20 protein-coding genes and 1 pseudogene are annotated in these 21,635 nt (G+C 33.6%); 3 read left to right on the forward strand and 18 right to left on the reverse strand.

Annotated elements, in window-relative coordinates; translation table 11 throughout:
- Positions 1 to 105: 105 nt before the first annotated feature.
- The 6 genes and pseudogenes from HYG86_RS00715 to HYG86_RS00740 all read right to left on the reverse strand — a co-directional run bounded on the left by HYG86_RS00715 (position 106) and on the right by HYG86_RS00740 (position 5,144).
- Positions 106 to 1,272 (reverse strand): nucleotide sugar dehydrogenase, encoded by a 1,167-nt coding sequence (locus HYG86_RS00715; protein WP_213167068.1) that lies wholly within the window; start codon positions 1,270 to 1,272, stop codon positions 106 to 108.
- Positions 1,273 to 1,423: 151 nt separating this feature from the next.
- A complete protein-coding gene (locus tag HYG86_RS00720; RefSeq protein ID WP_213167069.1) occupies positions 1,424 to 2,491 on the reverse strand; it encodes a nucleotidyltransferase family protein in 1,068 nt (355 codons plus the stop codon).
- A 696-nt stretch (positions 2,492 to 3,187) separates the two neighbouring features.
- Complete coding sequence (locus HYG86_RS00725) at positions 3,188 to 3,553, reverse strand: hypothetical protein (protein WP_213167070.1); 366 nt, start codon at positions 3,551 to 3,553, stop codon at positions 3,188 to 3,190.
- 88 nt (positions 3,554 to 3,641) lie between these two features.
- Positions 3,642 to 4,192, reverse strand: a pseudogene (locus tag HYG86_RS18135) (ATP-binding protein).
- A 452-nt stretch (positions 4,193 to 4,644) separates the two neighbouring features.
- Positions 4,645 to 4,842: a hypothetical protein gene (locus tag HYG86_RS00735; RefSeq protein ID WP_213167071.1), complete on the reverse strand. Its 198-nt coding sequence runs from the start codon at positions 4,840 to 4,842 to the stop codon at positions 4,645 to 4,647.
- Between the two features lie 14 nt (positions 4,843 to 4,856).
- Positions 4,857 to 5,144: a Mu transposase domain-containing protein gene (locus HYG86_RS00740; protein WP_213167072.1), complete on the reverse strand. Its 288-nt coding sequence runs from the start codon at positions 5,142 to 5,144 to the stop codon at positions 4,857 to 4,859.
- A 233-nt stretch (positions 5,145 to 5,377) separates the two neighbouring features.
- Here HYG86_RS00740 and HYG86_RS00745 point away from each other — a divergent pair, with 233 nt between their 5' ends.
- The 3 genes from HYG86_RS00745 to HYG86_RS00755 are packed head-to-tail and all read left to right on the forward strand — an operon-like array spanning position 5,378 to position 8,604.
- Entirely contained in the window at positions 5,378 to 6,631 is a 1,254-nt protein-coding gene (locus HYG86_RS00745) for a site-specific integrase (RefSeq protein WP_213167043.1), read from the forward strand.
- Positions 6,624 to 7,598: a tyrosine-type recombinase/integrase gene (locus HYG86_RS00750; RefSeq protein WP_213167042.1), complete on the forward strand. Its 975-nt coding sequence runs from the start codon at positions 6,624 to 6,626 to the stop codon at positions 7,596 to 7,598. Before HYG86_RS00745 ends, HYG86_RS00750 begins: the two co-directional genes overlap by 8 nt.
- Entirely contained in the window at positions 7,585 to 8,604 is a 1,020-nt protein-coding gene (locus HYG86_RS00755) for a tyrosine-type recombinase/integrase (protein WP_213167041.1), read from the forward strand. The genes HYG86_RS00750 and HYG86_RS00755 overlap by 14 nt, the downstream gene beginning before the upstream one ends.
- 59 nt (positions 8,605 to 8,663) lie before the next feature.
- Here the strand turns inward: HYG86_RS00755 and HYG86_RS00760 are convergent, their stop codons facing one another.
- From HYG86_RS00760 to HYG86_RS00815, 12 genes are all read right to left on the reverse strand, one after another.
- Positions 8,664 to 9,404, reverse strand: coding sequence for a DDE-type integrase/transposase/recombinase (locus HYG86_RS00760; RefSeq protein WP_213167073.1), 741 nt, complete (start codon positions 9,402 to 9,404; stop codon positions 8,664 to 8,666).
- 289 nt (positions 9,405 to 9,693) lie between these two features.
- The gene (galE, locus tag HYG86_RS00765; RefSeq protein WP_213167074.1) at positions 9,694 to 10,692 is read right to left on the reverse strand and encodes a UDP-glucose 4-epimerase GalE; all 999 of its coding nucleotides are present in this window, start codon (positions 10,690 to 10,692) and stop codon (positions 9,694 to 9,696) included.
- A 20-nt stretch (positions 10,693 to 10,712) separates the two neighbouring features.
- A complete protein-coding gene (gene murJ / locus HYG86_RS00770) occupies positions 10,713 to 12,260 on the reverse strand; it encodes a murein biosynthesis integral membrane protein MurJ (RefSeq protein WP_343064161.1) in 1,548 nt (515 codons plus the stop codon).
- On the reverse strand, positions 12,244 to 13,245 hold the full coding sequence (locus HYG86_RS00775; protein WP_213167076.1) for a PseG/SpsG family protein: 1,002 nt from the start codon (positions 13,243 to 13,245) through the stop codon (positions 12,244 to 12,246). Before HYG86_RS00775 ends, murJ begins: the two co-directional genes overlap by 17 nt.
- Complete coding sequence (pseI, locus tag HYG86_RS00780; protein WP_281391300.1) at positions 13,242 to 14,261, reverse strand: pseudaminic acid synthase; 1,020 nt, start codon at positions 14,259 to 14,261, stop codon at positions 13,242 to 13,244. Before pseI ends, HYG86_RS00775 begins: the two co-directional genes overlap by 4 nt.
- The gene (locus tag HYG86_RS00785; RefSeq protein WP_213167077.1) at positions 14,258 to 14,728 is read right to left on the reverse strand and encodes a GNAT family N-acetyltransferase; all 471 of its coding nucleotides are present in this window, start codon (positions 14,726 to 14,728) and stop codon (positions 14,258 to 14,260) included. Before HYG86_RS00785 ends, pseI begins: the two co-directional genes overlap by 4 nt.
- Positions 14,728 to 15,453 carry a cytidylyltransferase domain-containing protein gene (locus tag HYG86_RS00790; RefSeq protein ID WP_213167078.1) on the reverse strand — a complete coding sequence of 242 codons (726 nt, stop codon included), beginning with the start codon at positions 15,451 to 15,453 and terminating at the stop codon, positions 14,728 to 14,730. Before HYG86_RS00790 ends, HYG86_RS00785 begins: the two co-directional genes overlap by 1 nt.
- Positions 15,454 to 15,460: 7 nt before the next feature.
- A complete protein-coding gene (gene pseC, locus HYG86_RS00795) occupies positions 15,461 to 16,651 on the reverse strand; it encodes a UDP-4-amino-4,6-dideoxy-N-acetyl-beta-L-altrosamine transaminase (RefSeq protein WP_213167079.1) in 1,191 nt (396 codons plus the stop codon).
- Positions 16,652 to 16,663: 12 nt separating this feature from the next.
- Positions 16,664 to 18,085: a capsular polysaccharide export protein, LipB/KpsS family gene (locus HYG86_RS00800; RefSeq protein ID WP_213167080.1), complete on the reverse strand. Its 1,422-nt coding sequence runs from the start codon at positions 18,083 to 18,085 to the stop codon at positions 16,664 to 16,666.
- Positions 18,086 to 18,122: 37 nt separating this feature from the next.
- The gene (locus HYG86_RS00805; RefSeq protein ID WP_213167081.1) at positions 18,123 to 19,232 is read right to left on the reverse strand and encodes a capsular polysaccharide biosynthesis protein CapF; all 1,110 of its coding nucleotides are present in this window, start codon (positions 19,230 to 19,232) and stop codon (positions 18,123 to 18,125) included.
- 25 nt (positions 19,233 to 19,257) lie between these two features.
- Positions 19,258 to 20,304 (reverse strand): polysaccharide biosynthesis protein, encoded by a 1,047-nt coding sequence (locus HYG86_RS00810; RefSeq protein WP_213167082.1) that lies wholly within the window; start codon positions 20,302 to 20,304, stop codon positions 19,258 to 19,260.
- A 63-nt stretch (positions 20,305 to 20,367) separates the two neighbouring features.
- Positions 20,368 to 21,399 carry a nucleotidyltransferase family protein gene (locus tag HYG86_RS00815; protein WP_246452004.1) on the reverse strand — a complete coding sequence of 344 codons (1,032 nt, stop codon included), beginning with the start codon at positions 21,397 to 21,399 and terminating at the stop codon, positions 20,368 to 20,370.
- Positions 21,400 to 21,635 lie beyond the last annotated feature (236 nt).

Raw genomic sequence — 21,635 nt, forward strand, 5'->3', positions numbered from 1 at the left:
AATATCTAATACTTAGGAAATTAGTTGCAGGTATTGGATTACATGTAAACATTTGAGACTAAGAGTTAAATAATGTAACAATTAGTCTCAAATATATTGCATTTATTAGTCTCTATTAAATAAGTCCCTTGTATAAACCTTTTCTTCAACATCAAATAACTCTTTAGAGAGTCTGTTTGAAACTATAACATCTGATATCTTCTTAAACTCGTCCAAATCATTTACCACTTTTGAATTGTAGAAGGTATCCTCTTTTAGTACTGGTTCATATACTACCACTTCTATTCCTTTAGCTTTTACCCTTTTCATAATACCTTGAATTGAAGACGCTCTAAAGTTATCAGAACCTGTCTTCATATTTAATCTATAAATACCGACAACCTTAGGGTTTTTCTTGATAATCATATCTGAAATGTGATCTTTTCTTGTTCTGTTAGCATCTATAATAGCTCCAATAATGTTATTTGGAACATCTTCATAGTTCGCCTTTAGCTGTTTGGTATCCTTTGGTAGACAATACCCACCATATCCAAACGAAGGGTTATTATAATGGCTTCCGATACGTGGATCCAAACCTACCCCTTCAATAATTTGCTTAGTATCAAGACCTCTTAACTCTGCGTAAGTATCTAACTCATTAAAGTATGCGACCCTTAGAGCTAGAAATGTGTTAGAGAACAATTTAACAGCTTCTGCTTCGGTGGACTCTGTAAATAGCACAGGAATATCTTCTTTGATAGCACCTTGAACTAAAAGACTAGCAAACTTTTCTGCTCTTTCAGATTTCTCCCCAACGATTATTCTAGAAGGGTAAAGATTATCGTATAAAGCCAGACCTTCACGTAAAAACTCTGGAGAAAAGATAATATTTTCAGTTTTAAACTTTTCTTTTACTTCTGTTGTATAGCCTACTGGAACCGTAGACTTAATAACCATAATTGCATTAGGATTTATATCTAGAACGTCTTGAATAACATACTCTACTGTTCTAGTGTCAAAATAATTTTTTTCAGTATCATAATCAGTTGGAGTTGCAATAACCACAAACTCTGCGTCTTTATAAGCTTTTTTTGGATCTGTTGTTGCTACAAGATTAAGTTTTTTATTTGCTAGAAAATCTTCTATTTCTGCATCCGGTATATGAGACTTTCTTTTATTGATTAAATTCACTTTTTCTGCAACTATATCCAGTGCTACTACTTCGTTGTGCTGTCCTAATAAAACAGCATTTGACAAACCTACATATCCTGTCCCTACAACAGCAATTTTCATTAAAACTACCTCCTAGTGATTTTCTTCGCGTATGATTTTTATTGCGTAAAAATCATATTACCTTCTAAATAAATACCATTGAAATTATTTTATAAAAGGCAAATTTGATATAAGTGGCACCTGCTCAAGAAAGCGGCGCTCTGTGATTGAATTAGTTATTTTTTCCCACGATATTAAAGTCCTCAAAAGATGCTTTATTTACAAGAGTCCGATTTTCACATACCATAAACGCTTTAATACGCTGTTTTTTACCTACAATGCTATCAGAGATTTCAGCATTATCACCTACATAAGAATCTTCAAGTAGTATACTTCTTTTTATTACTGCATTTTTACCTACTATAGAGCCACTGCCTAGTACTGAAGGACCATAAATCTTGGCTCCTTTTTCTATAATACTTTTTTCTCCTATGAAAACAGGGCCTATAATTTGGGTATCTGGGTCTATGTCTGTTCTTCTTCCTAGCCAGATGCAGTTCTCGAATTTTTTACCTGGCATGTCCACGTTTACTATGCCTGCAAGGATGTCGAATTGTACTGCTTTGTATACATCTAGGTTGCCTACGTCACACCAGTATGCCCTTGTTTCATAGCCATACATAGCTTGTCCCTTTGAAAGTAGATCTGGGAATACTTCTTTACCAAAATCATAAAAAATATCCGAAGGTATATAATCAAATATCTCAGGTTCAAAAATGTATATACCTGTGTTTGCTTTAGTGCTAATAGGTGTAACATCTCTTGGTTTTTCTTGAAACTGTGTAATCTTACCTTCATCATCTAGTAATACTACACCAAATTCCCTCGGATCCTGAACATTCTTAACTGCTAAAGATGCTATTCCACCTTTCTTTTTATGAAAGTTATAGAACTCTGTTAAGTTAATATCGGTTAGAACGTCACCACTTATTATTAGTACCGGCTCATCACCAAAGAAATTTTGTACTATCTTAAGGCCACCCGCGGTGCCCATAAGCTCTTTTTCTAATGAATAGTTTATATTGAGACCAAGCATGCTACCATCACCAAATTGGTTCATGATTAGTTCGGGTTTATAGTAGAGGTTGATCATGATATCATGAACTCCATGAGCCTTCAATAGTAGAACAGTATGTTCAATACACGGTCTCCCCCCAAGTTGTACCATAGGCTTACTTACCTCGTCGGTTAGTGGCCGTAATCTTGTTCCTAGGCCAGCTGCGAGAATCATTGCTTTCATTATTTTCCTCCGTTCATTAGGTGGTTTATTAATCTTGTTACTATAAAAAATTAGTTAGTGCTTAACTTGTTTCGAGAGTTACATAAAAATAAATCTCAGCTGTCAATATTTTAGTAGGCTATGACTTTGTAATGGATTTTTATCATTATTTATAATTCGACATTTACTAGCTGTTTCCTTCTTTGATTAACTTGTTAAAATATACAGAATAACTGCAGTGTGTTTTGCTTCTTAAACTTTCCGTTTATCCAAGTCAAAATACTCTACGATAATGTAACTCGCTTCATCAGTTACTATGTCCGAATCTCTTTCATATGACTTCCTAGACTCTGGGTGGGAAGAACAGTCATAGTACTTTTTGACCGTTGGTCTTGAGATTCCTAGTATTTTTCTATGGATCTTTGTGATTCTCCTCTAAAAGCACCCATCCTATATTAGTGTATATATCACTTCTATTTCCACACCCTTACCTCCCGCAAAATATATAACCATATTTTACAGTTATTTGATAGGTGGTGAACAAATTCAATAGCGTTAGGTACCTGTAGATTGTCAAGTAAAATTGACCACTTTTTACGAGTAAAACTTACCACCTAGCATTTTAATCTCTAGGACGTTTTGGTGGTCAGTTTCGATTTTTTTACACTTAGTATTGACCACCTGATTGCCTTTCTTCGTTTAAAGCTGACCACAGGATTAGTAAAACTTCATATGGTAACCATCAGCTAAAATAGATGTTTTGTCTATAGCAATTGTGTGAGTAATCCGGTCTAATCTAATGTACTTACATAGTTCCAAGAGTTTTTCTTGTAGCAATTCTTTGTATAGCAAGTCTAGAGAAATTTCTTGAGAGTACTGCATTTTTTGAACGACAGCACGTGATGTTTCTTTTAAAACTTGCCTATTGCATATCTCATCAATACCCATGAAAAGAGGCTCTTCTTTATCTTTAATTATTATTTTGATATTAACTTCGTCGAACTTAAATCCTGGGGAGTTTTTAATTCTATACAATACCCCATTAGGGGCCTTAGATCCAAAATTATCTGCTATATACTCCAAAGCAGCCTTATTCTATTGCCACTTTCATTGTATACTTTAATTATCTTTTCATAATCTTCTTTACGAACTCTAGACATCCTCATTCTCCCTAGTTTTTTTTCTTTAAGTATTCAGCCATGTATTTTTCCCCTTTGACACGAAAACTGTCCCCTGTTATTCTTAAAACATGACAATGATGAACTAATCTATCTAGTATTGCAGTAGCCACTAACTGGCCTGTAAATACTTCATACCATTTACTTAGGGAAAGGTTAGTTGTTATGATAAGGGAGTTTTTTTCGTATCTTTGCCCGATAACCTGAAAAAAATGCTCTCTTTTTCTTTTTCCATTTTTAAGTACGATAACTCGTCAATAATTAAAGGCTGGACTTTACTTAAAGCTTTCAATGTCTGCTTTAAAGTATCTTTCTTAACTGCGTCTGATAATTTATCCATAAGTTCTTTTACATTAAAAAACATAACCGATTTTCCTGCTCTACATGCATTGATACCTATGCCTGTTGCAATCATACTTTTACCTACGCCTGGAGGACCTATGATAATTATATTTTCATTTCTGTCCATGAACGATAGTGTCCCAAGCTCTTTAACCTTCTGAAAGTTTATTGTTTCATTAAAACTATATTCTATTTCATCCAAGGTTTTGATGAAATCAAAGCCTGCTTTGAAGGTAAGCTTCTACGTTAAACGATTTCTTTTTCCTTCTTCCTCGGTTTGAATTAACCTGATGAGGAAATCTTTGTATCCAAGTTTCTCTTTGATGGCTTCACCGATAATCCTTTGATAGTTTTCTCGGATATCAACTAGTTTAAAGTCCTTTAACTTCTCGTTAATATATGTGTCATCATCAGCGGTATTTTTTTTATTATAGTGGAGTTACCTCCTGATCTTCATAGTAGTCGCAACTTCTTGTAATCCCTTCAATTTCAGTTGTTTGGATAGTGGAGGCAACTTGATTTGTAGCTTCTGACATAATCTTAAAGAAATCACTTTTTATTAGCTTTTTAACCGACTTAATATCAAGAGCATCTTTTTCGATACACAGGCAATTATCTTATCAATAGCTTCCGCTTTATAAAGCTCTAGTAATTCTAGGATTTTCTTGCATGATAGCTTGGTTGTTGAAGTATGCCATTAGCTGCATCGAAATATGCTTGTCCATACTTAAAGGTATTAATAAAATCTCTTTTGATTTGTGGAATTGACTTGTTTGCCTTTACGGATATTGCTTCATAATGGGCAGGATCTTTAAATGTTCCGTATTTTGCCTTTTGCGATTCTAAGGACATAAGATACTCAGAATCTAAGGTGAAAGCTCTATTCTAAACCCGTAAACAATCCTGAACTGAAGCTCTCTTGTAGCATACTTCACTGGTACACTGTACTTGTTTGTGTTTATATGTATGTAGCTATCATTGCTAATGACTCTTTTTCGAAGTTGGCCTAGCCTGAACCTATCTCTAGGCAATGGGAGGAGACAATTGATTTCCTCATTTTCAAAAAAATAATTTGGAACTCTTCTAGTCGTTGAGTGCAACTTACCATTCCATTGGCTAATAAAGTCTTTTCCCCTGGCATTTAGCTCTTCCATTGAAGAGAACTTATTACCATTTATGAATTGTTCTTCTATGTATTGGAATGACTTCTCAATCTTACCTTTATTATGTCAAGATTAACATAACAAGGGTTATGTTAAGACTTTCGTTATGTAAAGCTGATGAAACTAAAACTCTAAAATACTATGATTGATGCTGATACATCTTTACATAATAATTGATTAGAAGTGTTATTTATAAATTAAACATCACAAGGAGGGTTTGATTTATGATAACAGATTTTAAGACATTGATTACTTTGTGTGAAGATGAGTTGAACATTCGGCAGTATAATGCTTCATATCAGCGAAGTATCCTAGCGGAGTGGGGGAATCTTACAAAATGGATGACTTTAAACAAGTTTAAGGATTTTACCGAGTCTATTGGTTTCCAATACTTAGATGAGACTTTAGGGACCCATATTTCTGTCAAGGGTCTAGCGAACGGTAAAAAGCTACGTTTACGTGCAGTCCGTATGCTCTCTTCTTATCAAAAGGATGGTGATTTTGAATTCCGTACGCCACGAATTGAGAGAGTTTTTTATGGAGATATAGGCAATGAAATGTTATTGTATCTATCCTACCTTAGAAGTGAAAAAAATCTTTCTGAGAGTACACTCAAAAATAAGGAACAGTATTTATATGATTTCTTCTGTTATCTAGAAAAAAAATCGCTTAAATTGAATAATCTTTCTGTTGAAACAATGGAGGATTTTTTTAGTTCTATGAAATATTCACTCGCATCTAGGCACAACTGCGGTTCAGCGCTACGCATTTATTTTAGATATGCATATGAAAATGGAATTTCCAAATCAGACAGTTCGTTGTTAATTTTAAAAGATAATTACAACCATAACTGTAAGCTCCCCACAACTTACGAAGAAGACGAAATTCGCACAATCATTTCCTCAGTTGAGCGAACCTCTGCCACTGGGAAAAGGGATTATTTGATTTTGCTCCTTGCCGCTGAATATGGATGGCGATCAAATGATATTGTGAACTTTCAGTTTAACCAAATAGACTGGGAGAAAAATATCGTTTGTTTCAACCAACATAAAACTGATATGGCAGTAGAATATCCTCTACTATCTTCAATTGGTAATGCCATTATTGACTATTTGAAGCACGGTAGGCCGTCAACAGATGTACAGGAAATCATCGTTTCCACAGAATCATCAAAAAGGGGTCGGCCACTTTCAACACCGACGATACATTCTATTGTAACGAAGTACATGCGTAAGGCAAACATAAAGAACTGGAAAAACAAGAAACACGGTCCACATTCTCTACGCCACAGCCTAGCTACAAACATGCTAAAAAAGAATGTATCTATGCCCATAATCAGTTCCGTGCTTGGACACCAGAATACTGAAACAACCAAGATATATCTGAAAGTAGATATCGAAAAGTTACGATTATGCCCACTTTCCTTGCCAATAATATCTTCAAAACATTACATGGCAGGGAGGTGTAAGCATGAGTAGACCAATGTTTAAATCTATTTTTTCTGAGGAAATGTATCATTATTTAGACCATATGGTAGCAACGGGTCATAAAGAAGTAAGTTTTTGCAAGCATTTACGGCTGTTTGACCGATTTTGTACTGAAAATGAAATACTTCAGCCAGTATTCAATAGTCAACATGCAATGAAATGGATTCAACGGAAAGAAAACGAAGCTAGTACCACCCATTATTCTCGAATCAATGGAATTAAGCAATTTCTGATCTATCTCTGTCGTAAAGGATATGAAATCTTTGTGACAAGAGATGTATGTTTCAAGCAAACAGATTTCCAACCATATATTTATGCGGAAGATGAGATAGCAAGATATTTTCATGCAGTTGATACATATGAATCTGCACGTAATCGTAAGGACAGCATTCAACTACCAATCCTTTTCCGATTACTCTACTGCTGTGGAACTAGAATTAACGAAACGCTTGGTATCAGAAAACAGGATGTGGACCTTGAGGATGGAATCATTAAGCTATTTGAAACAAAGAACAATAATGAGCGTTATATCGTGTTAAACGAAGAGATGGCCGGTCTTATGTGTCAGTATGCACAAAAATGTTTTTACCTTTTAGATGAAAAAGACTATATATTTACCAAGTCTAATGGAAGCCGATTAGATGGTGAGGCTCTTTATGAACGTCATAGGCTTTTCCTTCAAAAAGCAAGAATTCCGTATATTGGTGGAGGAAGAGGTCCAAGACTGCACGACTGGCGTCATACTTTTTCTGTGCAATCATTTAAGCAAATGGTTGATTCTGGCCTAGATATGTACGTAGCGCTCCCCATTCTATCCAGTTATCTCGGCCACAAAACAATATATGCTACTGAGAGATATGTTCGACTGACAATGAGTCTGTATCCGTATATTGAGGATCGTTTTAAAGACAAAGTAAATAAGGTGTTCGGCGAGGTGGACAAACATGAAATCCACTGATTTTGCAATGTACCTTAACAAATATTTTACCGTTTACCTTCCAAATGTTAAGGGTATGACACCATTAACAATTGATTCTTACAGATACACTTTTATACTTTTCTTGACGTGCTTGCAGGAAGAACTTAATATTTCTGCAAACAGAGTACAGATGTCTGACCTTTCGTATAAGAACGTACTTCTATTCCTGGAATGGCTTCAGAAACAACGTCTAAACAGTATATCAACAAGGAACCAGAGGCAGGCAGCAATCAATAGTTTTGTAAGGTTTCTAATGTATGAATTTCCTGAGTGTCTAGATAATTATCAACGAATCGTAGGGATTCCGATAAAAAAAGCACCGCAGAAAGAAATATCCTACATGAAAACAGATGGGGTAAAATTAATGATGTCTCAGATAGATGTCGCTTCTTCTGGAGGGTTGCGAGATTATGTCATGTTGTCCCTTCTCTATACTACAGGCATGCGTGTCAGCGAACTCATAAGTATCCGGGTAAAAGATTTATCCCTTTATGAACCATACACGCTTTTACTTCGCGGTAAAGGGCATAAAAGCCGCTATGTACCACTTATGAAGGATATCATTCCTTTCATCCACCAATATTTAGTACAAGAAGGATATGATAGGCAAGAAAAACTTAGTGAATGGTTGTTTAAGAACCATATGAAAAGCCAATTAACTAGACAGGGTATAAATTACCTTGTCGGTAAATATGCGAAACGTGCTAGAGAAATTAATTCGGAGATAATTCCAGCGGATTTTAGTCCTCACAAAATGAGACATACAACGGCTATGGGACTCGTTGATTCTGGGGTTGACCTAATTTACATACGGGATTTACTAGGTCATGTCAGTGTTAAAACTACGGAAGTTTACGCAAAAGCAGAAGTAAGCAGAAAGCGTGAAGCTATTGAAGCTGCTAGCAAGGAGATTGTTCCACCGGAAAAAGCACAATGGGATAACAATACTGATTTAAAACAGTGGCTAAAAACATTCAACCGCTGATGATTATGTAAAGATATTTGCTTAGGACTTTCGTTACTTTAAGGTCTTTTTTCAAGACTTTACATAACGAAAGTCTTAACATAACCTTTAGTTCTTGGCCAGTAACAGTTGCATGCGTTAAGTTCTGTCCCTAAGTGCTTAGCTAGAAGTAATGCGTATTCATTGTACTTTAATTCAATTTCTTTCCTAGGGTTACTCTCAATTACTAGTGCTTTAGGATTATCAATAAGAAGTTCCTGTGTAATTCCGCCTAAGTCTTCGAACAGTTCTTGAATGGCTTCATAGATGGCTTCAGCATCAACTGTGAGAGAAAAGCAAAGAGCCTTTTTTCTGCTAGCTGCTAGAATCATTGAAAAGCAATATACTGTCTCAATCCTATCATTAACATGTATTTTGTATTCAGACCAATCAAATTGAGCTTGGTCACCAGGGGATGTTTCTATTCTAACTGTTGTTCTAACTGTTGCTCTCCTGAATACCACACTCTTTACTCCATCAATCTTCTTTAGACCTCTGTAAATGGGGTTAATTGAGCCATCATAGCCTCTTTGTTTTATTTCCTCAAATATTCTAGTTCCATTGAAGAAGAACTCTGGTGAAGTTCGCCACAAAGTGATTTCATCCATATGCTTGTCAACCTTCGATGGGTAACTTGCTCTTGTATACTTAGGCTCTTCTTTTAACTTGATTAGCCTTTTAACAGTATAACGAAATATTCCGAGCTGCTTAGAGATTTGTAATTTGGGAACTTTCTGCTTGTGTAGTTCCTGAACTGCTGCCCACTGTTGCAAATTTTTCACGTCATTTTGCCACCTTCTATGTGTATACTACAAAAGAATGGTAGCTTATTTTGTAAAAGTGGTCAATTTTAAACGTAAAAAATTATTAGGATGCTTTCAACGAGTATATTAATTACCCTTGCTAGTGGGTCATTTTTACTCGTTAATTAGTGGTCACTTTTAATTGTAAATCAATAATTGTTTCCTTCTTCGATTTAAATTGTTAAAGTGCGTAAAATAACTAAAGGAATTCTCAGAATGTATCGAGTCAAAAAAAAAATGATTCCCATATAATTTGGGAATCATTTTTTTAGATCTTTTCAGTGGACTTATATCCTTCAGGGTTGTTATTGTGCCAATTCCACGCATCAGTCATAATCTTCTCTAATGAACTATACTTAGGTTTCCATCCTAGTATTTGTGCTGCTTTGCGTGACGAAGCTATTAGAGTAGCTGGGTCCCCTGATCTTCTCGGTTTTACTTCAGCGGGGATAGAGTGTCCTGTTACTTTTCTTGCTGTTTCTATAACTTCCTTAACGGAATACCCGCTACCATTACCAAGGTTAAATATATCGCTATTATTATTTTTCCGTAAGTATTTAAGAGCTAGATAGTGAGCTGAGGATAAGTCCATAACATGAATATAGTCCCGCACACACGTGCCATCTTTAGTGGAATAGTCGTCACCAAACATAAAAATTTTATCTCTTTTTCCTAGCGGGACTTGTAATATGAGTGGGATTAGATGTGTTTCAGGGTTATGAGCTTCGCCGATATCACTATCTTCATGAGCTCCAGAAGCATTAAAATATCTTAGCGAAACATACTTAATGCCATAGGCCAAATCAAACCACTTCATCATTTTCTCCATTGCTAACTTGGTTTCACCATAAGTGTTTGTTGGGTTTGTTTCATCATCTTCAAGTATAGGAATGTTTTTAGGCTCTCCATAAGTAGCTGCTGTAGAAGAAAAAACTATCTTGTCGACTGAGTTTTCTTTCATAATATCTAGTAAACAGATCATTCCATATACATTGTTATGGTAGTATTCATATGGTTTATCCATACTTTCTCCTACTAAGGAGTTAGCAGCAAAATGTATAACTGCCTCAATGTTATGTTTTTTAAATACCTTGTCTAAAGATTCTTTATCTCTAATATCAATATTGTAAAGCTGAGAATTAAGAATGCTTTCAACGTAACCAGACTGTAGATTATCGACAATAATAATCTCTTCATTTTGTTCAATAAAATATTTTACAGTATGTGAACCAATATATCCAGCTCCTCCAGTAATTAAAATAGCCATATTGTACCCTCCTTGGAAAGTTAGTTATCAAGAGATGCATTCTTCTTATTTTTTATAGCCTTAACAAGTACATCTATTTCATCCACTTTGAGTATAATTATACCCAGAGCATATATTATCAACCCAGTACCTATTGCAATAATTAGAGAAAGGCTTTCGTTAGATATATTATCTAACAAGTAAAGGTAAAAAATTCTAGAAATACAGCCCATTACCAGTGATGAAAATAAGATTTTGAGAAAAGATTTTGATATTTTTCCCATACCGAATGAACCTATTCTCTTTCTTAAGCTTATGAATAGCAATAATGTACAGAATATAGCAGAAACACTAGTAGCAAGTGCTAATCCACCTATTCCTAAGAATTGTGAAAGTACTATATTTAGAACGATGTTTAGGATCATCGCTATTGATGCATTGATCATAGGGGTTTTAGTATCTTGTAATGAATAAAAGGCTCTAGATAATATTTCTCTAAGGCCAAAGCCTATCATTCCAAATGAGTAAAAAAACAATGCACTAGATGTCATTGATATAGCATTCTCATCAAATGCCCCACGTCCAAATAAAAGATTTACTATTGGTTCGGCAAAAAATAAAGCACCTATAGTTGCAGGTATAACTAGTAAATTTACTCCACCAATTGCCTCAGCAAGTGAATTCTTTAGGCCTTTTATATTGTTTTCCGCAGCCATCTTAGCAATCATAGGAAACATAACTGACGAAATTGATAACACTACAATACCGAATACAAAATTGTTTAGCCTATTTGCATAGTTAAGAGCAGAGATTCCTCCAGTGGAAATTTGTGAAGCAAGAGTTCTATCAACTAAAACATTTATTTGATTTACAGAACTACCTATTATTACGGGAATAGCAATGAATGCCATTTTTTTAATATGTTCATCTTTTAGTTGCAATGTAAACCTATACTTGTACCCATTCTTGTACAGGAAAGGTATGAGAAATAATAACTGCGAAAAAAGAGCTAGTACACTACCAACTGCGAGAATTAGTAAATTCAACTTTGAACTAAAGAATATCGATACAATAATTAGAAAATTCATAGGAAAAGTCACTAACGCAGGTACTATATAATTACCTTTAACTTGGAGAAAACCATTAAAGATATATATTAAACCAGTCACATAAATTCCTGACAAGCTTATTCTTGTAAAAGTGATGGCTAATTGCAATGTTTCCCCCTCAAAGCCTGAAGCAAATATTTTTACTATCTGACTTGTAAAAATTAAACCTAATCCCATCATGAGTGTACATAATATTAATAATATATTTGTTAGGTTGTTAGTAAAATCATTACTTTTTTCTTCTCCAGATATTTGTGATATTTTGCTGTACATTGGTATGTATCCGGTAGTTATTCCGGCTCCTATAAAACCGAATATCACACTAGGTATAGTAATTGATATTAAATATACATCACTAATGTTTGAAGCTCCATAAAAAAAAGAAAGACTAATGTCTCTTGCGAAACCGAATATCTTGGAAAATATACTAATTAGCATTAAGATTATAGCAGTCTTTTTCATATTAACCCTTACTTTCATCGTAACATAATTTTAAATAGTCACTAACTGTATTTACTACTCTGAATGCACCTTGTCCGTCAACTAACTTATTGGAGTTAGTTTCTACTTTTTGCTCAGCATTTAAGTAAAGTCTAGTACATTCGTATAATGAATCAAAATTTATTTTTGGGAACGCTCCGAAATAATTGATTCCTTCTTTCATAAATGTGTCACATATTTTTTCTTGATTTTCAGCTAGACTAAATATTAAAGGGATACTGTTTTGGGAGATTATTTCATAGATTGTGCTGCCACCAGCAGTTATGCCTATTTTTGAAGAGCCAATGTATTTTTTTAGAGACGTAGGCTTGTAAATTATCGAAGTATAGTTATCTTGAATACTTTCAATCTTCTTAATTAAGTCTGTATGATATCCTGGACCAATAATAACAGTTTTTTTACAATTAATTCCCTTCAATCCATTTAAGATTTCATAAGATACTCCATGTTTATCCGTTCCACCAGTAGTAATTAACAAGCCTTCCTTTGGAAGTATTTTTTCATCGCTTTTATCCCAATATTCTTTTTTCATCACTAAGAAGTTAGGTCCCAACAAAGATAACTTAGACTTTGATATGCTGTAGTTTAAAGTGTTTGCATGTACATTACCGTTCAACAGTATGTGTGGAATATTTGAATCGTAGATATCATTATTATCATCAAAAATCATTATTTTTGTTAACTCTCTAACTTTTAATAAATATTCAGAGTTTCCAAGGTAAGTATCCAGGATAAATAGGTCAGGTTTAAAATTGCGGATTATTTCTATATCCTTATTAAAGGATTCAGAAACAATATAGTTATAGTTAGATCCAATTAGATTATCTTCAAGTTCACTATTAATTATAAAAAGTATATTGTTCACACCTTTATATCTTGTAAACGCCTCGGCTAAAGAGTAAGATCTATAAAAATGTCCGTAGCCTATATCAGGGCCACCTGTCACTCTAAAAATCAGTTTCACTTTATTAAACTCCAGTCCACTGGGGTTCCTTTTTTAATATTGGTGATGGCTTTTTTACCTAGGACTTCATCATAATGGCGTGGATGTAATCCAGTACCTGGTCTAACTGATCTCATATTTTGATCAGTGATAGTTTGACCTTCATTTATTTCCTCAGAAAAGAATAGGGATCTTGAAAATTTTCTACTATTTAAACTCTTTTCGCTTAAATCATAATTCACCTTACCCAAAGCTTTTTCTAGCTTTCTAATCTCTTTTACCATTTCAGCGAATTCATGTAATTCCATAGAGAAAGATGCATCTGGTCCTCCAATATTCCTATCTAGAATAACATGTTTTTCTATGAATTTTGCTCCTAAAGCAACAGCCCCTAGAGCAACAGTGCTTCCTATGGAATGATCAGATAGTCCAACTCTCACACCGAAAGTATTACCCATATTGGGGATTGTTAGTAGATTTATTTCTTCATAGGGGGCTGGATAAGAACTAGTACATTTTAGTAATGTTATATCTTTATTACCTTCTGATTTACAAGCATTAATGGCTTCATGTATTTCAGCTAGGGTAGCTATTCCTGTGGAAATAATCATGGGCTTTCCTTTAGATGCCATATATTTAATCAGAGGTGTATCAGTTATTTCAAAAGAAGCTACCTTGTATGCTGGAGTTTTTAATTCTTCTAGAAAGTCAACAGCAGAAAAGTCAAAAGGAGAAGAAAATATAGTAATACCCACTTCTCTTGCGTAATCATATAACTCTTTATGCCACTCCCAAGGGGTATAGGCTTGCTGATACAACTTGTAAAGTGTTGTTCCATCCCAAATAGTACCTTGCTTAATTTGAAAATGTTCGTTGTCACAGTCTAGAGTTATGGTCTCAGCAGTGTAAGTTTGAATTTTTACAGCATCTGCTCCTGCATCTTTAGATGCTTTAATTGTTTTTTTGGCAATTTCAATATCATGACCGTGATTTGCTGAAATCTCGGCTACTATATAGACCCGATCGGTAAACATCATTTAGTTCCCTCCTCAAAGGTATTGGTAGAATAAAACACTAACATCTCCGCCTCCTCTTTCATATAAAACCCTGCCTTAATGAAAGCTTTTATTGACCCAATATTTTCCTTTTTCACTTTACCTACTAAACCTTTATCACTGTATTTATCTTTAACTAGTTCAAGCAACATAGTTCCGTAGCCTTTACGTCGATATTCCTTAGGAATACTGTAGTTGATTAATAAAGATTCATTGTTAATCTCATCTAAGCGTACTAAGCCACTTTTTATATTATTTACTACTAAAAAAAGCAATATTGTTCTTGGACAATTCATTTTTTCATTAAACCATTTGTTATGATCACTGTATTTTACTGTTTCTGAGTTAAAGGAGTTTTCTCTTACTTTCTCATCATTTGTCCACTCAAAAAGCAAGTCGCAATCTTCTTGTTGTACCCCAACTAGTTGAATCTTACTAGTATCCTTCATTATTTTTTACCTAACTCTTTTTGAGCAATGCTGTTGTTAATCTCACTTATACTTGGATTTGATCTTAGTAAGGTAATCAAATCGTTATAAGTTGACTCTGTATCTAATTCTTCCAGAATAAGTTTTAGAGCCATATAATCCTCAATAGTATCAAGGGTAACTCTATAGTTGGAGTTATTCTCAGTACTCACATAATGTTCAATTTTAAACTTGGATCCGTTTTCGTAAATATAAGGGGTAACATGTTCTCTTTGATATTCTTTTTTAGCTTCGATAAATGATTTGCTTAGGGATTGATAAGTAAAAACCTCACAGTCAAGCCCTCTGGGAAATGTTCTCTCAATAGTATTACTAATATAATCACACTTCGTTCTCTTAATTTTTTTAACCATCTCATCAATAATATTAGCATCAATTAGAGGGCAGTCAGAGGTTATTCTAATTACAATGTCTGCATTATTATCCTTTGCCGCGTAATAGTATCTTGATAATACATCAGTTTCGGAGCCCCTAAAAGATATTACACCTAACCTTTTTGTCTCATCAACTATTATATCGTCAACCTTAGAAGTTGTTGTTGCAATAACTATATCGTTAATTTCTGATGATTGTTTAACTCTTTCTACCACATGACTTAAAATAGTTTTATTTGAAAGTGTTTTCATTATTTTTCCTGGTAAGCGGGTTGATCCCATTCTAGCTTGAATTATTGCAACTGTCTTCATTTTATCACTACCTTTTATAGTAATTAATAATTTTATGAAAGCCGTTGATTACATCTTCAACATCTTCATCTTTCATTGCAGGAAATAACGGTACGGTAAGCATACAATTATACAATTCTTCGGCATTAGGACATAACCCTTTTGAGTATCCAAGTTTTTGATAATAAGGATGCCAGTAAACAGGAATATAATGGACATGAACTCCAATGTTTTCTGCAATAAGTGCATCAAAGATTTCTCTTCTACTAGCTTTCAATTTGGGTAAATCGAGCTTTAAAACATATAAGTGGTTAGTTGTGTCAGAAAATGCTTCATTTTTCTGCAAAATAACACCATCTAAATCTGCAAATGTACTATTATACTTATTAACAATTTCTTTACGCCTTGAAATATACCAGTTCAGTTTCTTCATTTGGCTAATGCCCAACGCTGCCTGAAAATCTGTAAGTCTATAATTATATCCAAGGTCAAGTTGTTCATAGTACCAGCCACCACCATCCTTATTTTCAAGTTGGTTGGGATCTCTAGTTATATAGTGAGACCTAAAGTTGACTAATTTGTCGTAATACTCTTTACTGTTAGTAGTAATGATGCCGCCTTCACCAGTGGTCACAGTTTTAACTGGATGGAAGCTAAATTCTGTCATGTCCGCTAACCCACCTACTGGTTTGCCTTTGTATTTCGTACCAAGAGCATGTGCAGAATCTTCAATTACTACTATGTCTGTACCTTTTACTAAATCTTTTATACCATCTAAATCTACAGCTTGTCCTGTAAAGTCAACAGGGATAATAGCTTTAGTTTTATTTGTGATTTTTTTAGCGATTTCATTAATGTCGATATTAAATGTGTCGCTGTTAATATCTGCAAAAACAGGAGTTGCTCCCATATATAATGCACAGTTAGAAGATGCTGCAAATGTAATTGGGGTTGTTATTACTTCGTCTCCAGGTTTAACACCTGCAGCATAACAAGCTCCGTGTAAAGCTGCAGTTCCATTGGAAAATGAGATTGCAAACTTTGAACCAACATAATCAGCTATCACCTCTTCAAACTCTTTGGCTTTTGGACCTGTGGTCAGAAAGTCACTCATAAGCACCTCAGTTACTGCTTTACAATCATCATTATCAATGAATTGTTTTGCATATGGAAGTGGGTTTTTTCTTATAGGCTTTCCGCCTAATATTGCTGGTAACATATAATACCCTCCTTAATTTTTGTTTATTATTCTATTCATAATACTCTTGTATATTTGATTAAAATCAGAATCTGTATTGAAAATTTTTCCTATATATATATCCCTAAAATATACGCATAAGAATTTGGTGTTATATTCTGAAAATTGACTGTGTTTAGTAAAAAGGACTTTTTGTACTGTGGAAAATATATCATTGTAGCTTGATATATTATAGCAATAAGGGTGATAGTTATAAAATACTTTACCTAAAGTTATAACAGGTTTTTCTAAAAGCAATGCCTCGTAACCCATAGTACTTGTTAAGGTGATTACTCCTTTGGAATGTATTATTAACTTTTTTGTATCTTCTTGAGGATTTATATACTTAACATTAGGCAATTTCTTAATTTTTTTGTAAAAATTCATTTGAAGAAAGCCTATTCCATTAGGATGATCCTTTACATATAAATAGGTGCCAATTGGTAAAGAAAAAGAGATATTCTTAATCGCCTCGTATTGATTATCGTAAAAGATTGCATTCACCGAAGTTGATGACTCTGGTTGAAAATGCATTGGGTAAATAAAGAAATTGTCTTTCTCAGAAGCGTTATAGTCATATTTATTTTTTAAAGCACTAATTTTTATTTTTCTTTTGAGGTTTCTAGTTAATTGTTTAAATGATTTTATTAACATATGTGATGATTGATAAGCATTATTATCTTTCTTGGCATGGGTAGTATAATACTTAAAGTAATCAAGCATCACACCACTTTTGTTAATATAGTACTTTAGATAGTTTATATCCATACTTGTATGATTCTTTTTCATATAATCAGGTTTAACAGATGAATCTTTAAAGTTATTCAGATATTCTGTTACATGTTCCAAAATATGATCTTCAATCTGCTGTTTAGATAATTTATTGAAAGAATTCATTCTGTTTTCAAGATTACCAAATTCATCTTCCCATATTTCAAAATGATTAGGTACTCTTGATGTTATTAAACCATAGTATTTTCTTTCAAATTGCTTTGCTACTACATAAGCGGCATAAGCAAAGGAATTAGATACATTTTCATATACTACAATATCGATATCCTCCTGTAGGATTATCTTCTCATAAAAATCTAATAAACGTAGTATAATCTCATCAGATTTTTTATCATGTACGTTATCAAATCCAAAATGAAAATTACGATCATAGCACGAATAATAAAATTTTCTTAAGTTCTCTCGGTTCTGATATTCTTGGAGTTTGGAATCACTTAATAAATTTAAATGGTCTGTAAAATAGAATGTTTTCTGATCTTTTAATGATGTATCATACTTTACTTCTGGAAGATGACTTTCACAAGCGTAAATTACGTTATGATTGTTTAACTTGAAATTGTCACCTAAAGACTTAAAAAAGTTTATATATTGTGGTGCATTATTGACTAAAAAAAGGATATTCATTTTTTCCCCCTTATTCAACTAAAAGTTCCGATTTATATTAAACTTCTGAATGATATGTGTCAGGTTTATCAGGGTTATAACTCTCATTGGCCCACATAACTGTTACCAGGTCTTTATCACCAATGTTTGTTATGTTGTGGACGTATCCCGTAGGAATATCTACAACCTGGAGTAGTTTATCACTTACTCTGTACTCGACAATCTCATCTTCTCCAACTTTTCTAAACTTAATTAGAGCCTCTCCACTAACAACAAGAAATTTTTCGTTTTTTGAGTGATGCCAATGATTGCCCTTTGTAATACCAGATTTAGTTATATTAACAGATACTTGTCCACGCTCAGGAGTTCTTAAAAACTCTGTAAAAGATCCTCTATCATCTTTGTTCATTTTTAAGTTGTAAATAAATTGGTCTTTAGGCAAAAAACTTAAATAAGTGCTATATAGTTTTTTTATGAAGTTATTTTCCATATTTGCTACAGTCAAATCTTCTCTGCTTTGTTTAAAACTTTTTATAGTTTCCGCTAAAGTTCCTAATTTTACATTGTGAACTACTGGGATTGTACAATATCCCTCATAATACGAGGGGCTGCCACTCAGCGCTTTTATAAAATCTTCTACTACATCGTCAATATACGCAAGTTGTAAGTCTGTTTCAGGATTATTAACAAGAATTTCTAGTCCTCTAGCGATGTTGTAACAGTATGTTGCAACTACCGTATTGTAATTTGGCTTACTCCACTTCCCAAAGAGGTTAGGTAATCTATAGATAAATACCTGAGATCCGGTTTCTTTGCTGAAAGATTTTAATAATTCTTCCCCCGCTCTTTTACTTTTACCATAGGGGTTATTATAGTTTGCTTGAATGGACGAAGTAATTAAAACAGGGGATTTATTGCTATGTTTCTTTAATAGGTCTAAAAGTTCCTTAGTAAATCCGTAATTACCTTCCATAAACTCTTCATCACTTTTAGGTCTATTAACTCCAGCTAAATGAAATACAAAATTGCATTCTTTAGTATAATAATCCAAAAGTTTTTTATCAGTTTCTTTGTCGTACTCAAATATATCAAAGTCGCCTCTATTTTTAAGCTCTGATATTAAGTTCTTTCCTATGAAACCCTTTGAACCTGTTATTAGTATATTCATAATAACCGCCTTTCACTTTGTATTACTATTCAGCAGTTGCCGCTGCTTCCCTAGAACCGTAAAAAGATTTTACCTCATTTCTAACATACTCAAGAGTCATCAATTTCTTTTTCACTTCATCAATATTTAAAATTTCGGTATTATGTGAATTGTATTCTAATTCCTCTGAAAGCTTTACATTGCCTTCAACAAAATACTTGTCGTAATTTAAATCACGAGTATCTGCTGGAACTCTAAAAAATCCTCCCATATCTTCGGCAACTATATATTCTTCCTTAGTAAGTAGAGTTTCATATAGTTTTTCACCATGACGAGTGCCAATAATTTTAATATCATTATCAGCGTTGAAAAGTTCTTTCAAAGCCTTAGCAAGAACTTCAACTGTACATGAAGGGGATTTTTGAACCATTATATCTCCAGCTTTAGCATTAGTAAAAGCAAAAACTACTAATTCGACTGCTTCATTTAAGCTCATTAAGAATCTAGTCATATCAGTATTAGTTATTGTGATAGGTTGTCCACTTTTAATTTGCTCAATAAATAATGGGATAACAGAACCTCTAGAGGCCATTACATTCCCATATCTTGTTCCGCATATAAGTGTTTTATTTGGGTCTACGTTTCTTGATTTAGCAACAAAAACCTTTTCCATCATGGCTTTTGATATACCCATAGAATTAATAGGGTAGGCAGCTTTGTCAGTTGATAGACATATAACTTTACTTACACCGGATTCAATTGCAGATGTAAGGACATTATCCGTACCTAGTACATTAGTTTTAACAGCTTCCATTGGGAAAAACTCACATGACGGAACCTGTTTAAGAGCAGCTGCGTGGAAAACATAGTCCACACCGTACATTGCGCTTTTGATGCTAGACAAATCACGTACATCACCTAAATAAAATTTAAGTTTATCATTTTTATAAAGTTTCCTCATATCGTCTTGTTTTTTTTCATCTCTAGAAAATATTCTGATTTCCTTGATCTCCGACATTAAAAATCGTTCCATAACTGCGTTTCCGAAAGATCCAGTTCCTCCTGTAATTAGTAAAGTCTTATCTTTAAACATAATATTCAACTCCATTTTTTTAGTGTATTTAACTAATATTTACATTATTAATATAGCAATCTTTTACAATTTTTTAGATGAGTTTACTATTGTCCTATTCTCACAGATCATACGTGCTTGAACATGTTGATCATTGCCTAATATGCTATCTGCTATCAATGCATCATTACCAACACGAGCACCTTCTAGCAAAATACTGCGCTTAATAACTGAGTTGCTTCCAACAAAAGAATTGTTCCCAATAACAGTTGGTCCGTATATTTTTGCACCTTTTTCAATTACACTTTTTTCTCCTATAAACACAGGACCAATTATTTTTGTATCAGGGTCAATATCAATGTTTCTTCCTAACCATATACAGTTTTCAAACTTTTTCCCAGGTATGTCTACTTTAACTATCCCTGCTAAAATGTCAAACTGCACATCTTTATATACATCTATATTTCCAATATCGCACCAATACGCTTGTGTCTCGTAACCAAACATAGATTGCCCTTTCATTAGTAAATCTGGGAAAACTTGCTTGCCAAAATCATAAAAAGTATTTGATGGGATAAATGAAAAAATATCAGGTTCGAATATATATATTCCTGTATTTGCCTTTGTACTGATTGGAGTAACATCTTTGGGTTTTTCTTGGAACTGTGTAATTCTATCATCTTGACTTATTTGAACAACACCGAATTCTCTTGGATCCTGCACGTTTTTTAATGCAAGTGAAGCTAATCCACCTTTTTTCTTATGGAAATCATAGAAATCAGTTAAGTTTAGATCAGTTAGGGCATCTCCACTAATTATAAGTATAGGATCGTCACCAAAGAATTGCTGTACTTTCTTCAAACCGCCAGCAGTGCCCATCAACTCTTTTTCAACAGAATAGTGTATCTTTATACCAAAATGTTCTCCATCGCCAAAGTGATTCATTATGAGCTCTGGTTTATAGTAAAGGTTTATCATTATTTCTTTTATTCCATGTTTCCTGAGCAAGCGTACTGTATGCTCGATACATGGTCTTCCCCCAAGTTGAACCATTGGCTTTGATACTTCGTCAGTTAGAGGCCTAAGTCTTGTTCCTAGCCCTGCTGCTAATATCATGGCTTTCAATTTCATTCCCCCTACATTTTTTGATTTAGCTGTAATAAAAAATAAAATTTTGTAATCCAATTCCTCTATATATTTTAGTATCTATTGTCGTATTTTGCAAGGTACAAACTTCCGACATTATTCGACTTAATAGCATACAGATTTCAAAAAAATAAACGTCGAATATTATATATTCGACGTTTATTTAATATTTCCTTTAAAATGTAGTTATTTTAACTCGTTAATTT

This window comes from Alkalicella caledoniensis (assembly GCF_014467015.1).
GTDB classification, from domain to species: Bacteria; Bacillota; Proteinivoracia; order Proteinivoracales; family Proteinivoracaceae; genus Alkalicella; species Alkalicella caledoniensis.

Bases quoted from the DNA above. Each gene is read 5' to 3' on its own strand.
- HYG86_RS00720 (WP_213167069.1), bottom strand. From the start codon at position 2,491: ATGAAAGCAATGATTCTCGCAGCTGGCCTAGGAACAAGATTACGGCCA.
- pseC (WP_213167079.1), bottom strand. From the start codon at position 16,651: ATGTTACCAGCAATATTAGGCGGAAAGCCTATAAGAAAAAACCCACTT.
- HYG86_RS00815 (WP_246452004.1), bottom strand. From the start codon at position 21,399: ATGATATTAGCAGCAGGGCTAGGAACAAGACTTAGGCCTCTAACTGAC.
- HYG86_RS00745 (WP_213167043.1), top strand. From the start codon at position 5,378: ATGATAACAGATTTTAAGACATTGATTACTTTGTGTGAAGATGAGTTG.
- pseI (WP_281391300.1), bottom strand. From the start codon at position 14,261: ATGATGTTTACCGATCGGGTCTATATAGTAGCCGAGATTTCAGCAAAT.
- galE (WP_213167074.1), bottom strand. From the start codon at position 10,692: ATGGCTATTTTAATTACTGGAGGAGCTGGATATATTGGTTCACATACT.
- HYG86_RS00800 (WP_213167080.1), bottom strand. From the start codon at position 18,085: ATGAATATCCTTTTTTTAGTCAATAATGCACCACAATATATAAACTTT.
- HYG86_RS00735 (WP_213167071.1), bottom strand. From the start codon at position 4,842: ATGTCCTTAGAATCGCAAAAGGCAAAATACGGAACATTTAAAGATCCT.
- HYG86_RS00715 (WP_213167068.1), bottom strand. From the start codon at position 1,272: ATGAAAATTGCTGTTGTAGGGACAGGATATGTAGGTTTGTCAAATGCT.
- HYG86_RS00750 (WP_213167042.1), top strand. From the start codon at position 6,624: ATGAGTAGACCAATGTTTAAATCTATTTTTTCTGAGGAAATGTATCAT.
- HYG86_RS00740 (WP_213167072.1), bottom strand. From the start codon at position 5,144: ATGGAAGAGCTAAATGCCAGGGGAAAAGACTTTATTAGCCAATGGAAT.
- HYG86_RS00785 (WP_213167077.1), bottom strand. From the start codon at position 14,728: ATGAAGGATACTAGTAAGATTCAACTAGTTGGGGTACAACAAGAAGAT.
- HYG86_RS00755 (WP_213167041.1), top strand. From the start codon at position 7,585: ATGAAATCCACTGATTTTGCAATGTACCTTAACAAATATTTTACCGTT.
- HYG86_RS00810 (WP_213167082.1), bottom strand. From the start codon at position 20,304: ATGTTTAAAGATAAGACTTTACTAATTACAGGAGGAACTGGATCTTTC.
- HYG86_RS00805 (WP_213167081.1), bottom strand. From the start codon at position 19,232: ATGAATATACTAATAACAGGTTCAAAGGGTTTCATAGGAAAGAACTTA.
- murJ (WP_343064161.1), bottom strand. From the start codon at position 12,260: ATGAAAGTAAGGGTTAATATGAAAAAGACTGCTATAATCTTAATGCTA.
- HYG86_RS00790 (WP_213167078.1), bottom strand. From the start codon at position 15,453: ATGAAGACAGTTGCAATAATTCAAGCTAGAATGGGATCAACCCGCTTA.